This window comes from Arthrobacter sp. PM3, from assembly GCF_003352915.1.
Lineage (GTDB): Bacteria > Actinomycetota > Actinomycetes > Actinomycetales > Micrococcaceae > Arthrobacter.
The window spans coordinates 4,117,396-4,131,956 of sequence record NZ_CP022314.1 but is presented as its reverse complement, the minus strand read 5'-3'; the positions used below and the strand labels follow the sequence as shown (position 1 = coordinate 4,131,956).

General features: G+C 63.2%; 15 protein-coding genes and 1 riboswitch. Of the genes, 3 read left to right on the top strand and 12 right to left on the bottom strand.

Annotated features, from left to right (window positions below; all coding sequences use genetic code 11):
• Positions 1-282: 282 nt before the first annotated feature.
• The gene (locus CFN17_RS18790; protein ID WP_208749192.1) at positions 283-2,658 is read right to left on the bottom strand and encodes a tetratricopeptide repeat protein; all 2,376 of its coding nucleotides are present in this window, start codon (positions 2,656-2,658) and stop codon (positions 283-285) included.
• Positions 2,659-2,950: 292 nt separating this feature from the next.
• On the opposite strand from CFN17_RS18790, the gene CFN17_RS18785 reads away from it, so the two are divergent.
• The gene (locus CFN17_RS18785) at positions 2,951-3,670 is read left to right on the top strand and encodes a hypothetical protein (RefSeq protein WP_208749191.1); all 720 of its coding nucleotides are present in this window, start codon (positions 2,951-2,953) and stop codon (positions 3,668-3,670) included.
• Positions 3,671-3,963: 293 nt separating this feature from the next.
• On the opposite strand, the gene CFN17_RS18780 is transcribed toward CFN17_RS18785, so the two are convergent.
• Positions 3,964-4,620 (bottom strand): hypothetical protein, encoded by a 657-nt coding sequence (locus CFN17_RS18780; protein WP_208749190.1) that lies wholly within the window; start codon positions 4,618-4,620, stop codon positions 3,964-3,966.
• 412 nt (positions 4,621-5,032) lie between these two features.
• Here CFN17_RS18780 and CFN17_RS18775 point away from each other — a divergent pair, with 412 nt between their 5' ends.
• Positions 5,033-6,028: a hypothetical protein gene (locus tag CFN17_RS18775; protein ID WP_208749189.1), complete on the top strand. Its 996-nt coding sequence runs from the start codon at positions 5,033-5,035 to the stop codon at positions 6,026-6,028.
• Positions 6,029-6,323: 295 nt separating this feature from the next.
• The gene (locus CFN17_RS18770) at positions 6,324-7,013 is read left to right on the top strand and encodes a hypothetical protein (protein WP_208749188.1); all 690 of its coding nucleotides are present in this window, start codon (positions 6,324-6,326) and stop codon (positions 7,011-7,013) included.
• Between the two features lie 285 nt (positions 7,014-7,298).
• Here CFN17_RS18770 and CFN17_RS18765 read toward each other — a convergent pair whose 3' ends face one another.
• The 10 genes from CFN17_RS18765 to hisN all read right to left on the bottom strand — a co-directional run bounded on the left by CFN17_RS18765 (position 7,299) and on the right by hisN (position 14,497).
• On the bottom strand, positions 7,299-7,661 hold the full coding sequence (locus tag CFN17_RS18765) for an SHOCT domain-containing protein (protein ID WP_261792274.1): 363 nt from the start codon (positions 7,659-7,661) through the stop codon (positions 7,299-7,301).
• 36 nt (positions 7,662-7,697) lie between these two features.
• Positions 7,698-8,174 (bottom strand): DUF6325 family protein, encoded by a 477-nt coding sequence (locus CFN17_RS18760; RefSeq protein WP_261792273.1) that lies wholly within the window; start codon positions 8,172-8,174, stop codon positions 7,698-7,700.
• 57 nt (positions 8,175-8,231) lie between these two features.
• Complete coding sequence (locus CFN17_RS20030) at positions 8,232-8,357, bottom strand: hypothetical protein (protein WP_261792272.1); 126 nt, start codon at positions 8,355-8,357, stop codon at positions 8,232-8,234.
• Positions 8,358-8,492 (bottom strand): hypothetical protein, encoded by a 135-nt coding sequence (locus CFN17_RS20025; protein WP_261792271.1) that lies wholly within the window; start codon positions 8,490-8,492, stop codon positions 8,358-8,360.
• A 47-nt stretch (positions 8,493-8,539) separates the two neighbouring features.
• The gene (locus CFN17_RS18755) at positions 8,540-8,911 is read right to left on the bottom strand and encodes a hypothetical protein (RefSeq protein WP_208749186.1); all 372 of its coding nucleotides are present in this window, start codon (positions 8,909-8,911) and stop codon (positions 8,540-8,542) included.
• Between the two features lie 54 nt (positions 8,912-8,965).
• Complete coding sequence (locus CFN17_RS18750; RefSeq protein WP_208749185.1) at positions 8,966-9,679, bottom strand: metal-dependent transcriptional regulator; 714 nt, start codon at positions 9,677-9,679, stop codon at positions 8,966-8,968.
• 16 nt (positions 9,680-9,695) lie between these two features.
• The gene (locus CFN17_RS18745; RefSeq protein ID WP_208749184.1) at positions 9,696-10,982 is read right to left on the bottom strand and encodes an Nramp family divalent metal transporter; all 1,287 of its coding nucleotides are present in this window, start codon (positions 10,980-10,982) and stop codon (positions 9,696-9,698) included.
• A 223-nt stretch (positions 10,983-11,205) separates the two neighbouring features.
• Complete coding sequence (locus tag CFN17_RS18740) at positions 11,206-11,964, bottom strand: class I SAM-dependent methyltransferase (protein WP_208749183.1); 759 nt, start codon at positions 11,962-11,964, stop codon at positions 11,206-11,208.
• Positions 11,965-12,044: 80 nt separating this feature from the next.
• Positions 12,045-13,466 (bottom strand): aminotransferase class V-fold PLP-dependent enzyme, encoded by a 1,422-nt coding sequence (locus CFN17_RS18735; protein WP_208749182.1) that lies wholly within the window; start codon positions 13,464-13,466, stop codon positions 12,045-12,047.
• Positions 13,467-13,500: 34 nt separating this feature from the next.
• A riboswitch (SAM riboswitch) is annotated at positions 13,501-13,614 on the bottom strand.
• Positions 13,615-13,684: 70 nt separating this feature from the next.
• On the bottom strand, positions 13,685-14,497 hold the full coding sequence (gene hisN / locus CFN17_RS18730; protein WP_208749181.1) for a histidinol-phosphatase: 813 nt from the start codon (positions 14,495-14,497) through the stop codon (positions 13,685-13,687).
• Positions 14,498-14,561 lie beyond the last annotated feature (64 nt).

Here is a 14,561-nt window from a genome sequence, read left to right as displayed (position 1 = left end):
CGCGGCACCAGCCGAAACAACGCCTGGCTGCAGCTACGGATCGCCGGGCTGAACCTCCGCAGGCTCCTGAAGCTCGGACTCACCAGCGAACACGGATCCTGGGCCATCGCGTGAGGGCCGCCCCAAGGCCCTGGAAAGACCCGGAGGGCCCCTCGGCACCAGGCCTCCGCCCCAAACCGACAACTGACCACCCAACGGAATCCGAACCGGCCACCCGCACACGCCCGAAGGGCCGGGCAAAGCGCTCACGCGCCCGCCCGACCCCTCTCAAAAGCGATTAGTTCAGCAGTCTCCTAGCTCGACAGCGCCGACTAGATCCCCATGTGCAGCAAGCGCGTTGGCTAGGTCCCGCCGCGTCCCCAGCGTGCTGTGGTGGCGTTCGCCTAGCACCCGGGTGCGGTCGGCCAGCAGTCTTTCGAGTTCCGTCTTCGTTTCGTCGCTATCTGCGGTCACCTTTGAATGTTCGATGAGGCTACCGCGCGTGCTTAGTGTGTTGGGATGGTCTTTCCCCAAGATTCTGATTTGGTCCTTCAGGAGTGTCGTGAACATTTCCACGGCCTCTTTCAGGCGTCCGCGTTGCGCAAGACATTCAGCGAGAAACGCCCGGGTGGTGAGTGTGTGGGGATGATTGGGGCCGAGAACCCGAACGTGGTCGTCCAATAGCGGTCGCAGTTGTTCGTAGGCCGCCTCCAAGTCTCCGGCGTCTGTCAGATAATCTGCCAGAGAACGTCGAATAACTAGGGACCCCAGATTTTCCGGTCCGAGAATTGCTGCTGCCTCTAGAGGCAGTCTCTTCTGAATCTCAATGGCCTTTGCCAGATTGCCGGACTCGGCATACGTGTTAGCCAGAAGTTCCTGCAGTGCGAGTAAGAATTCGTTTTGATCCCCGGTTCTCAGGCGCATGACACCCATTGCCTTTTCCATTGCCGCTATCGCCGCCGGATATGCGTAGACATGACGATGCTGACTGGCAAGGTCCAAGTGCGCCCAGCCATGCGCGAGCGTTGTTCCGTCGGGGTCAAGGTCTATGAGCCATTCGGCTGCTGCGTGGGACGGGGCGGCTGCAGAGCGTTCCTCATTCTTTGGCGTTGGGTCGGGCCCTAGGGACGTCAGCCAAGAGTCTACCGGCACGTTCAGGACGACCCATTGAACGAGTGCGTCGACAGCCGAGGCCCGGATGGATTCGACTTCGTCAGCATCCCACCGATCAGGCCCGGAGAACAGTTGTTCCCGGACGATGCGGTGGAGGCTCTCTTCGCGCAGGCTTGCCACCTCTTGAGTAAGGCGGCACCAGGCCGAGGGATCAATTGCAAATTGCATGCCCTCCTGAATGGACCTTCCTTCGGGAAGCTCAACGGGTGGACGCAGACTGTTGATGATTTCGGGTAGGAATTTTGGCAGGCGCTCCGCTCCTTGCGGCTGCGCCGCGACCGCGAGTCCAATGGCCTGCCGTGCTTCGGTTGGAAGCTCCTTCCACCGCTCCTTCATGACATCGTTGATGTCGTCGGGGATGTCGTTCATCAACGTTTCGTCAACGACAAGGGCACCTTGTTGTTTCTTGATGAGCTTTTGAGTTCCCCGGCACGTTAGCCACAGCTTGAGGAAATGAGGAGTGCCAAACCGCTCTACGATGACGTGAGCGTCCGGGACGTTGGTGTTGGGCGCGTACTCAAGCAAGATGCGAACGAGATCGTCCTCGAGAAGTTCCGGAACCTCAATCAGTTCAGAGACGCGCACACCCCGGCTCTTAAACCAGTCGGAGAAGGCCGGGTTGCTAAATCCTTCGGGCCAGACTGTCCCGATAACCAGCAATGGCTTCCTTGAATCAGTCTCTGCGGCAGCGTCGAGGAAATTGGCGAAGGAAGCGTCCATGCGGTGCAAATCTTCAATCACCACAACTCCTGGCAGCGTCGGACGGGAAAGGCTCCGAAGCCCCCGTGCTGTTTCTTCGGCGCGGCTGCGCCCCGCTTTTGCCACTAAGTCACCCGAAGTAACCTCCCGATTCAGCAGCTGATTTTCCTGGTACCGGTCTTTCGCTGCGCCCACGCCCTTCACACCCCACCCCAAGAGCGGTCCGATGCCGGGCAGGGCTACGTTTAATGCTTGTCCCAGAAAGTCCTCGAGCACTCCAACGGCCTCGTCCTTTGCCACCGACTGGACTTCTCCGAGAACACGTTCCCAGGCGCCGGCCGCCTTTTCGGTCCACGCTGACTTTCTGCGGTGGGCGATTGCCAGTGGCAATGCATGCGCATCAAGTTGCGCTGTCAAGGTGCGAGTGACGTCCAGAGCATTACCGCCTGAATCGCGCACGCAGTCGAGTGTCCACCAGCCGAAGTTTGGCAGGGCACCCGGGGCCCATATGAACGATTCCGGGCGGGGTCCCAGTTCTTTGCGGACTTGCATGGGGTCACTGGCGCCTGATTCCGGCGTCGGGCCAGGGTGGTATAAGGGTCCCCAATACGCGGGACCAACACGGTTCTGATCTGCACACAAGGCTGTGTAGAGTTCGCGGATAATCCTTGACTTGCCTACCCCGCTGGGTCCGCGTAGGAGAATGATGTTGGCGCCGTCGTACGCCTCGTCGCGAATTTGTTTTATCCGCGTGTGCAGGTCTGCCACAATCCCTTTGTGACCGCCGAGCAGCAAGTCTTCGATCATCTTGTCCCCCATTTTGTGTCGTCAGATAAAAGAATGCCACCACCGGAGTGTTGCCGGATTCGGCGCGGAGCGTGTCGCGAGATGTTTTGGGTTATTCTGCAGACTGCAGCCCGGCCATACTAACCAAGTCCACTCCAAGGTCTTTTCACCTTCGCTTGCAAAGAATCAGGAACGGGCTTGGTAAAGCATTGCAGCGCCTCTCGAAGGCGACTCCTCACCCACATCCGGTTCGCAAATCCCCGGTTGAGTTCCACCTCGAACCGTCCCTCCCGACCTGAAGTAAGGACACGCCTTGAGCAATCCCGCCGTACCAGCTGCACTGCTTCAGTGGCTACGAACCCACAACCGCGACGAAGCCATCATCAACCACAAAGTCCTCGTGAGTCTGGACTGGTGGAACCGACAGCCGGAAACGGCTAATCACCCCCTAACGGGAATCGCCGATGACGGCTCAGTCACTACCCAGGGGAGAGCTTGGATCAGAAGAGGCGATCTCTTCAATATGGCCGCGCAGCCGCAAACTGAAGACCCGCTGCCACTTCTTTGGTCAGCCGTGGCATGGGGAACCGGTACGCGGCACCGACTCAACCTGAAGCGCATCGACGCTGTCTACCAGGATCTGCCCCGGGCTGAAGGAATCCTGCGCAGTGCCTACATTGACGCCTCGACATCGGCCCGTGACGGATACACATCGATGCGGGGGCCGCGCAACACCAACGCCTTCAAGTTCCTTGGTCCGGCATTCTTCACCAAGGTTCTTTACTTCGCCGGCGCAGGCGATCCCGGTCACCCTTGCCTCATCGTGGACGATAGAGTTCTGGCCACACTTCGTGCTGAGGCCGGTCCGGACGACAAACGGTTTAGCTACAGATACGGGTATCCCGTCTCAACTTATGAATCCGCCGTCAATGTGATGCAGGACTGGGCAAGTACAGCAGCCGATGACCTAGGCCGTGAGATCGCCGCTGATGAAGTCGAACGGTGGGCTTTCGAGGCCAACGGCAAAGAGTGATCACCCCTCGCGGGTTTGCACGGGCGGGGCCCCTCCCGGGGACGACGATCTAGACTCGAGGCCACCTTTTCCAACACCGGCCGAAGGTATAAAAGGTATGAGCGACCAGCAGAATACCGCCGTCAGCAAGACTCCGAGTACGGCCGCTAAGCCCGTATCGATGCAGCAAGCCCTGCCCGGCCTCACGGCTGTGCAGGGCCTGACTGGCAGTAACACCAAACCGGACTGTTGATGCCGTCGGATGGATGCACCGGTCACGGCGCTGACTGGGTGCAGCCGTCTCAGTGTGCATTTCAGAGGTCACTGTCCCACTTGCGGCGATGCGCAGGGTGCCGGGCCTTCGAAGCGGCCTTGCTGAGGATTCGGTGGAGTGACGTCAACGCAGTGCTGAAGGACAGGATGTCGTCATGCTCGATTTCGGTGGGCTGAGCTGCCATGAGCTTTTCAAGCAACACGTCTGCGCGGCTTGCAAGACCTACGGTCTTCTCAGGCAATATGCCTGGCCAGTCTTCATTAATGGTTTGCAGAAGCTGACCCAGTGAGGATTCGTCCTCAGGAGCTGGAACGTCGTTATCGTCCATGAATTGTTTGGCCTTTGAAATCAGACCGCCCCACTCGGCGCCCACGACTACCAGGTCTCGACCTGTCACGACAGCTGTACGAGCAGCCTCGCCTAGACGTTCGGCGTTCTCCTCCGGTAGAGCTAGTTGAGCGGCAGACGGTTCTACCGGGTCTGAACCCAGCGCATTAACGGCTTCTTCAACTGCTGCCGTTTCCTGCTGCAACGCGGCCGCTTCCCGTTTGAACTGGAGGCCAAACTTCGTCGGTGAAATCTCTATGGAAGCTTCATCCGCGTTCTCGATGCCCTTACTCCAGGACTTCCGGGTGAAGAAGAAAACTATCAAAGCAAAAATAAAAATCATGCCTGCGATGACTACAGCGTCGCTCATGTTCCCCCAAAAGTAAGATGATCGGCCGATGCCGCCAGCATGATGATACTAACGGGTATTGCTTGGTCCATCTGATTGATCTGTTCAGCGACATGCACTAGCGGCAGAGCAGCCAGTCGTACATGTGGCCTCTAAGCTCGCGCCCAGCGCTCCCGCAACTTAAGCATCAGCATTCCTCCCCCCGGGGCGCTTCCACCTGCTGCTGAGCTCCCTAGGAGCTCGTAAGCGTGCGTGCACTCAAGGCTCCACTAAAAAGCTTCAAGAGTCCGAAAAGCAGTTGGACTCCGTCCGCCGAACCTGGCCCAGACGCGCTTGGCGGTAGCCATCACGGACGTGGCCCGTGGTGGCTATGGTGGTGGTAAATGATATCGGTGGCCCTGGCGGACTACATCAAAACGAAGAACGGATAAGAGTGGCAGACAAAAAAACAGACCAAGCCGACGGATACAGCTTGGTGATTTACCGCAACGATGAGTTCGTGGCAGGTCTCATCCAGCAAATTTTTAACATAGGTCTGCCAATCGACGAAATGCGCGAGACCATTCAGGCAAGCGTGATCCAACAAGCGAAGGAGGCGGCAGGAGCAGCCGACGCCGAAACTGGATTTAACCTCCCTTGGACAGCCAATGCCAAAGCTAAGGTCAGTGCCTCTGCCAAGTCCTCTGGGAGCGAAGACGCCAAGGATGAGCAGAAGAATCGACTGAACTTCCAGTACACCCAAGCAAACTTCCTCCATAACGTGCGCCAGCAACTTCATAATCAGAACTTGATCAGACCAATCACAGGGATCGACTCCTTGCAGGGTGTCGAGGTGGGGTCGTTTGTCGAGTTCGCTGCCACGTTCGAAGCGAACGAAATCAACAGCATCCTGGACTTGGCAACGCCAGAGCTCGTTGCAGCCGTGACTAGGTGGCAGGCGAAGAAGGACCAACGCGAAAAGTTCGACTATTACTACGAGCAGGGACACGAAGAACTGCAGAAGTTCATTCAGAAATCCAACCTCGAGGCGGAATCCAGGGCCGATCTAGCTGCGGCGGCTACACAGGCAGTACGTCAGGACTTTCGGAACGAAACAACCCGCGAGTACTTCGGGAAGGTCGTAGGAGGAACAGCCCGCAGGCACGTTACGGCAGTGACAATCTGCGACACCGAGCACTTCGCAAGCCAGGACAAAGACCGGATCCTCGACGGCACGTTTACCGTTCTCGGCAAGGTGAGCGAGGTCTCCATGAAGGGCACGTCGATCCTGAGCCGGAACAAAGTTCTCAACCGGATTCAGCAGCCAATGCTGGATGAACTAAAGGAGAACATGCATGACGCGGCTCAGGAAGGAAAGTTCAACACGAGCTTCAAGTTGGGACTCAAGCCGCCGATCGTCAAGGTGATACCAATCGCCATATACGTCTAGGAGCTCAGGTTCCTGTGGGTAGGGTGCCAATATCGTCAGCAGACGCGGAGAGCGGGCCATCCATTGTGAGAGCATAGCGTCCTGCTTCGCCGCAACCGGAACTACCCGTCTCCCGATCCAAGGAAATCAGACACCCTCTAGGCGGCCGCTGGCTGCTGGACAAGTCTGGTCTTGAGATCGTTCGGCGGGAGCGAGGGCTAGGAATCTTCCCGAGGGAGGGGAAAACGCGAGGACCGATGTCTGACCCAATGGATAAGATCAAGTGACAGGCACTCCTAGAGTTAGAGAGACATAGTTGAGGAACCCCGCGCACGAACTGCTAGAACTCTTTGAGAAGTGGGGCGAACATCCAGGGGCAAGCCCGATCAAATCCAGGGGCCTTGAGGCAGATGAAGACAACGCTCTAGACGAGCATCTTTACGCCATGTGCCTGTTAGCGGCCATGAAATTCAGCATCGATGACCTTGAGCGCAGTGGCTACCGCGTCAAATCATTTCGACGCAGCTCCCGCCTCTGGACCAAAGCCATCATGAACTATCCGCACGCATGGAACTCTGCTTCCAACGGGAGCATATTTACCGTCCACGCAATGGATACACTGGAAAACCTGGCCGCAGCTATAGATGGTCACGTTCCGAAACCTACCCCGGAACGTGCAGGGGAAATCATGGCCTACTTGGATGATGTTGTTTCCCTGTTGGGCGAGGACCAAAACCTGTCACCCGAGCTTCGCTTGCACGTTTCTAAGATCGTGCAAACGATTCGCAGTTGTATCGCAGAAGAGCGTGCTTTCGGGGAAACCGATTTAAAGCAGTCGCTATACGATCTATGGGTTGCTCTCTACGCCGCAGCCGGTCAGTCAGACGGGGAAACGCGGGGACGCTGGGCGACGATGGCAGACACGATTTACCGACCAGCTGCGGCTGGATTCATCGGTTCCATCCCTGGGCTGGCCATTGCTGCCGCCCAACTTGTCCAGAGTTGACCAGGCTCGGCCTGCCTAGCCATCCCTAGGCATTGTGCAGCGGCGGACGAATCGTTTCAGAGACGAACCCGCGCCTTGTGCCTGTGCCAACCACGGTGCTTAACCTGTGCAGGGAGACCAACGAAAGTTCGAAGTTGCCGCAGCAGGAGCTGGGTCCGGAGTTTTGTGAAGCACCCACAAACCCCGTAGAAGAGCGGGGGAAGCGTCTCCGGACGCTTCCCCCGCTCTTTGTATTTGGGTCTTGGCCTGTGAGCAAAAGTCCCCGGACGACGGGATGAGGGTGGCTCAGCTGCCGAGGATCTTCGCCTTCTGTGCCATGAACTCCTCATCAGTGAGAATGCCCTGCTCCCGGAGCGCCCCGAGTTCCTTGAGCTGCTGGATGGCGTCGTCGCTGATTCCGCCGGCCGCAGGCGCGGGCGGCGGTGGCGGTGCCTGCTGGTAGACAGGCTGCTGGTAGACGGGTTGCTGGTACTGCGGTGGCGGTTCCTGCTGTGCCATCTGCGCGTCGTAGGCTTCCTGCTGCTTGGCCGCGGTCGCGGCGTCCTTCTCGGCAAACTTGTTTGCCTGCCGGCGTTGGACCCGGCCGCTGACTGCGGTGGCCGTCCCGGCAACGACGGCCGTACGGGCCATGCCTCTCAGAAGTCCCATAGTTCTTCTCCTCTCACATTTGTTCTGCGTCAGGTCTTAGGCGTCAGCGGCCGGCGACGCAGCATCCTGGGCCTCGAGGGCGTCGAGGGCTTCCATGACGTCCGGTGCCGGGATCCGCGTGCTCGCGATCAGCTCGCCTCCGCTTTCGCGAACGGCAGCTACGAAGGGCGCCGCCCAGGTGTTCTCGTAGACAATGAGCGCTGCCACCGTACCGGGGAGCAGCGCCGCGGTCGCCTCGGCGATATCGTCATCGCCCAGGAGCCCGGACCGTGCGCCGTCGAAGTAGGAGAACGCCGCCGCAGGGCCGCCCGGATCGGTGAGTTCCAGGATCTCGACCGTGCCGTCCTCGTTCTTCATCACGACGAGGAGATCGAAGAGGCGGATAGTGCCCTGTTCGATGAGCTTGACGATTTCCTCGCTGGCCCGTCCCGTCAGTTTGTCCACTGGGAACTCGAGGAGTATGAAGTCGACCGGCCCGTGGGCCTCGGTCTCCGGTGTGGTTGTCACTGGCATTCCTCCGGTCTGGTTCGGTCGCGCTGTCCGGCGCGCTGGTCCCAGTGTGGCGCTCCGCTACCGGGGCGTCACCACCCGCGCCGGGTGATTCCACCAGCGGCCCGGCGTCCGCGACAGGTCCGCGGCAGGTCCGGGGAAACCGTAGAAGGCCGGAAGCATGGGCTTCCGGCCTTCTACGCTCATTCAGCGTTTCTTGATGTGTGCCACCGGGTCGGTGTGGGCGTCGACGATATGCTTCGCCTTCTTCTCGGCCCGTTTTTCCTTGATGGTTTTCACCGGCTTCTTGGCCATGTTTTGGTGCGGCGTCTTGTCAGGCATGGTGCTCTCCTCACGGCAGGGGCCCGGACTAGCCCCGTCTTTCTACGCTACGCCTCAGGAACCGTGGCGTCCACGATGCCGGCGAAGCGGCTGCCGACGCCGTCGTACACGCTGCGCACGAGCCCGGGCGGAAGGGCCGGAATGTCCCGCGCCTCATGGTGGGCGCAGCAGACGTAGGTGAAGTCCGGCCACCACTTCTTCGGCCGGGCAGCTTCGGAGAACCCGCAGACGGCGCACGTGAGGTGGACCCAGACGGGCCGCTTGCCTGTCCGGTTTGCCTTGGACTGGACCAGCCAGGCCGGGGGATTGTCCAGCAGCTCGCCGAGCTCCGCCTCGGACAGCCGCGACGGGATCCCGTGACGGGTCGCCATTTCCAGCGGAATGTCGAGGACTTGGGCTGCTTCACGTCGTGTAACCATTCTTCAACGATACGGGAACGACGGCGGCCCGGAGCCCCGGGCGCGGCCCTCCGCTCAGCTGTCGGAAAGGCTGCAGCCCGCGTGTGCGGCGTCGCTGTGGACCCACAGGGCAGCGGCGACTTCCTCCGCGAGATCAAAGGCGCGGGGCGCCGCGGCGGAACCGATCCGGACTACGAGCGGGCCGCCGAACGGCTTCCTGCCCACCACTTCAATTTCGGCGTCGAGATCGATGTCCTCGGCGGCGAGGTAGCGCAGCAGTTCGGGATTGTCGTCGCTGATCCGGATGATCCGGCCGGTGTGGCCGTCGTCGAGGTCGCTGAGGCGGTGCGCGGCGGGCATCAGGACGGTGCCGTCCGCGGCGGGAATGGGATCGCCGTGCGGGTCCCGCGCCGGGTTTCCCAGCTTGGCGGCCATCCGGTCAATGAAGGTCTCGGACACGGCATGTTCCAGCAGCTCGGCTTCGTCATGGACCTCATCCCAGCGGTACCCCAGCTCCTGGACCAGGAACGTCTCGATCAGCCGGTGCCGCCGGACCATGGACAGCGCGAGCCGCAGCCCGTCGTCGGTGAGCGTGACGGCGCTGTAGGGCTTGTGGTCTACGAGGCCCTGGTCCTTGAGCTTGCGGACCATTTCCGAGACCGAGGAATTCGCCACGCCCAGGCGCTGCGCCAGCTGCGTGGAGGTGATGGGCTTTTGCTGCCACTCGGTGAAGGAATAGATGACCTTGACGTAGTCCTCGATCGAGGAGGAGGGCGTACTGGTCTTCACACCCACAAGCCTACCGTCAGCCGCGCCCGGCAAAGGTCAGCCACAGCAGGACCAGGTTGAGCGCCACGACGAGGATCACGCTGATGATGGCGGCGATCCGCAGGGCCAGTCCGTCGGCGAAGCGGCCCATCAGGGTCTTGTTGCTGGTCAGGACCACCAGCGGGACCAGGACGAAGGGGATCCCGAAGCTGAGCACCACCTGGCTCAGGATCAGCGCCCACGTGGGGTCGAAGCCGACCGCCAGCAGCACCACGGCCGGAATCAGGGTGACCACGCGGCGGGCCATGACGGGGATCCGGATTTTGAGCAGGCCCTGCATGATGGTGCCGCCCGCGTAGCAGCCCACCGAGGTGGACGCCAGTCCGGAGGCAAGGAGGCCGACAGCGAAGACCACCCCGACGACGGGGCCCAGGTTGGCCGCAATGGCCGCGTGGGCCCCTTCGATGGTGTCCGTGCCTTCCTCACCGCCGAGCGTGGAGGCGGCCAGGAGCAGCATGCCGATGTTGACGATTCCCGCCACGGCCAGGGCGGCGACGACGTCGAAGCGGGTGGCCCGGACCAGGCGGGCGACGGCGGCCGGCGGGACATGCTCGTCGTCGTCCGGGCGGTGCCGGTCGCGGGACAGTGCCGAGTGGACGTAGATGGCGTGCGGCATGACGGTGGCGCCAAGCATGCTGGCGGCCAGCAGGACCGTGTCGGGGCCCTGGAATCCCGGAATGAGCCCGGCCAGGGCCGCCCGGGGATCGGGCGGGCTGATGAGGAGCCCGGCAAGGAAGCCGATGGTGATGATGCCGAGCAGGAACATGATGACGAACTCGAAGGGCCGCTGCTTTCCCCGGGCCTGCACGGCCAGCAGGACCATCGACACCGCGCCGACAATGAGGGCGCCCGCGGGGAGGGGGAGGCCAAACAGCAGGTACAGGGCGATCGCCCCGCCCACCACTTCAGCGAGGTCGGTGGCGGCGGCAACGATTTCGGCCTGCAGCCAGAACGCCCGTCGCCCAAACGGCTTGAGCCGCTCGCCCAGGATTTCGGGCAGGCTCTTGCCGGTGACGACCCCCAGCTTGGCCGACTGGTACTGCACGAGAACCGCCATGATGTTGGCGGCGACGAGGACCCAGACCAGCAGGTATCCGTATTTCGCCCCGGCGGTCAGGTTGGCGGCGACGTTTCCGGGGTCCACGTAGGCGATTGATGCGACAAACGCCGGACCCAGCAGCCCGAGCAGGGCTTTGCGGGCAGCCGGATGCTTGTAGGTGCGGGCACCCTGCGGCGATTGTTCGTGTCCCTTGACGTCCAGCACTGCCAGCTCCCGTGATTGGCGCGTCGGCGTTGACGCGGCGGTCGGCTCCGGCGCGGAAAACGGCCGGGGTCAATGTTTTGTATGCCTACAACTAATTATTAGGCATACCGAAACAATAAGCGCCAGCGTGTTTCGGTGCAATCCGGGACGTAGCGGGCACGTCACAGGCGGTTTATATGGAAGCTCTCACCGGTCGCACCGGCGGGAGCGGCGCAGCGCGGGTTCAGGTCCGGACGGCGCGCCAGGTCTGGGTCAGGTAGGGCAGGCTGAGGAGGTCGCCCGGGGCATGGCCCAGGTGTTCGTTCAGGTACCAGTCGAGGTTGGCCGTCACCTTGGCCCGGGTGGTTTCGGAGGCCGCAAGGTAGTAGCTGCGGGACTTCGCCAGCTCTTTGATGTCCTCCGGGGTCACGGAATCCTCCCACCGGGTCAGGTGGCTCTCCAGTCCGGTGAACTCAGGGCCCACGGGCGGCCGGAAGTGCGGCTTGTGCACGTCACCGGCGTGCATGATGCGCGAGAGCCGATGCACCCAGGGGACGGAGGTGTCCAGCTGGTTCCAGATCAGGCCCAGGACGCCGTTCGGGCGCAGGATCCGGGCGATCTCGGTGCTGGCCCGGCGGGGATCGCACCAGTGCCAGGCCTGGGCCACCGTGACGAGGTCGAACGATTCCGGCGCCAGGCCGGTGTCCTCGGCGGTGCCGACGACAGCGGTGACCTCCGGCAGGGTCCGGCCGAGCTGTCCGAGCATGTCGGCGGAGGGGTCAACGGCCACCGTGTGGAGGCCCCGGGCGGCCAGGAGGGCGGTGAACTTGCCCGTGCCGGCGCCAACATCTGCGGCGTCTTTCGCCCCGGCCGGGATTAGCCATGCGGCGGATTCCTCCGGGTAGCCGGGCCGGACGCGTTCGTAGTGCTCCCCGCCGTCCTGGAAGCTTTGCCCGAGCTCCCGGCGCCGCTCGTGCTGGAGTTTGGGCCCGCCGCGTGCCACGTTTCAGTCTCCTTCGGGAAATTCCTGCCGGTTGCAGGTACCTTCCGAATTTACCGCACGCGGTCCCGGCCTGCGGCCGCTCAGTCGAGGGTGCAGGGCGCGGCACCGGCAGTGCCCGGGGTGTTGGGCGCCCAGTGCGGGTAGTTGCGGGTGTCGTTGGCCGGCACCCAGCGGCCGGCATCCACCACGTAGTCCCAGCCGAGTCCCGCCTGCCGCAGCTGGCGGAGGCCGGCCAGCAGGCGCTCGGCGTCCTCCAGCCGGGAACCCAGGCCGAAGCTGGCACGCAGTGAACCGGCGGGCAGGCCGAGCCGCTTCAGCAGCGGGTGGGCGCAGAAGCGGCCATCGCGCAGGCCGATGCCATGCTCGGCGGAGAGGTAGGCGGCCACCAGGCCGGCGTCGTAGCCTGCCACGGAAAAGTTCACGACGCCGATGCTGCCGTTGTCCGACCCGGCAAAGATCCGGTGCACGGTCACGCCCTCGATGCGTTCGAGGCCCTCGACAAGGTAGGAGCGGATGGCTTCCTCGTGCTCGTACCACTGCGCCGGGTCCAGCTCGGCAAGCACCTGGGTGGCGCGGGCCAGCGCCGCCGCCCCCAGGACATTCGGGGAGCCGCCTTCATGCCGTGCGGGACCGGTGGTCCAGCTGACGGAATCGAGCCGGGCGTCGCGGACGGCGCCGCCGCCGGCCAGGTGCGGTGTGCCGGCGTCGAGCCAGTCCGTCCGTCCCACGAGAACGCCGGCGCCGAAGGGGGCGTAGAGCTTGTGCCCTGAGAAGGCGAGGTAGTCGATGTCGTCCGCGGCGATATTGATCCGCCGGTGCGGGGCCAGCTGCGCGGCGTCCACTACGATCCTGGCGCCGTACTCGTGAGCCAGCGAGGCCAGGGCCCGGACGGGGAGGATTTCGCCGGTGACATTGGACGCGCCGGTGACGGCCAGCAGGCTCACGCCGCCGCGGGCGAGCTCCTCACGGAGCCGGTCCACGGTGGCTTCGAGGGTGGCCGCGGCAACGACGCTGCGGTGCGGAACGTTCTGCCAGGGCAGGAGGTTGGCATGGTGTTCGATGTCGAGGTAGAGGACCTCGCCCGCGGGACGGCCGTCCTTCAGGGGCAGACAGCCGGCGAGCAGGTTCAGCGAGTCGGTGGTGTTGCGGGTGAAGATCACGGAGTCGTCCGGCCGGCCGCCGACGAAGTCCCGGACGATGTCCCGCGAGTTCTCGTAGACGGAGGTGCTGATCTGGGACGCGTAGCCGGCGCCGCGGTGGACGCTGGCGTAGTACGGCAGGATTTCGTTCAGGTAGGCCGAGACCAGGGACAGGGCCGGGGCGGACGCGCCGTAGTCCAGGTTGGCGTACCGGGCGTGGCCGCCGGTGATCAGCGGGGCCTGGATTTCCGCCCCGGTGACGGCGGCCAGCGGGCGGGCGGCCGCGGCAAAGCGGGCATCGTCCTGCCCGGCTCCAGAGGCTGCGTGGAATTCGGCGGCGGCAGGGAAAGTGGCAGTTGTCATGGGACCTCACTCGGACAGGACCCCACCTCGTGGGAATCCGCGCTTGCCGGGTCCGCTCCGGACCGGCCAGGTCGTCACCCGGGGCACCCCACCGCGAATGGAGGGTTGCCGGCCAGCAAACCGGGGTTTTACGCTGGCACTCGTGACCTGCATCGAGCGTAGGACATCCGCGTGGCCGGGGAAAAGGCGGTCCCGGATTGTGAAGCGCTTTGTTACGCCTACAGGAGGTCGTCGAGTCCGGGGTTGAGCCGCTTGAGGACTTCGGAGTGCAGGATCGAGTTCGTGGCCAGCGCGTTGCCGCCGAAGGGGCCGTCCTCGCCCTCCAGCGAGGTGAAGCGGCCGCCGGCCTCCGTGACGATCGGCACGAGGGCCGCCATGTCGTAGAGGTTCAGTTCCGGTTCGCAGGCGATGTCCACTGCGCCCTCGGCCACGAGGCAGTAGGACCAGAAGTCGCCGTAGGCGCGGGTGCGCCACACTTCCTCGGTCAGGCCCAGGAACTCGTCCAGGTTCCCCCGTTCCTTCCAGCCGCCGAGACTGGAGTAGGACAGTGAGGCGTCCTCGAGCCGGGAAACGTTGGAGACCCTGAGCCGGGTGGCGGCCGCCAGTGAGCGGCCCGTGTAGGCCCCGGCGCCTTTGGCCGCCCACCAGCGCTTGCCAAGGGCCGGTGCACTGACGACGCCGACCACCGGCTCGCCCTCGTCGACGAGGGCGATCAGGGTGGCCCAGACCGGGACGCCGCGGACGAAGTTCTTGGTGCCGTCGATGGGGTCGATGATCCAGCGCCGGGAGCCGTGCCCCGAGCTGCCGAATTCCTCGCCCAGGACGGCATCGCGGGGGCGGGACCGGGAGAGCTGGCCGCGGATGGCTTCCTCGGCGGACTTGTCGGCGTCGGTGACGGGGGTGAGGTCGGGCTTCGTTTCGATCCGGAGGTCCAGCGCCTTGAACCGGCTCATGGTCTGGGAATCGACGGAATCGGCCAGGACATGGGCAAGGCGCAGGTCATCGTTGTAGCTCGAAGCATTTTGGCTCATGGTTCCAAACTACCGTCTAAGCGGGCGGCCTGCGGGGAGGCCGCGGCACGGCGCCGCCGTCGGC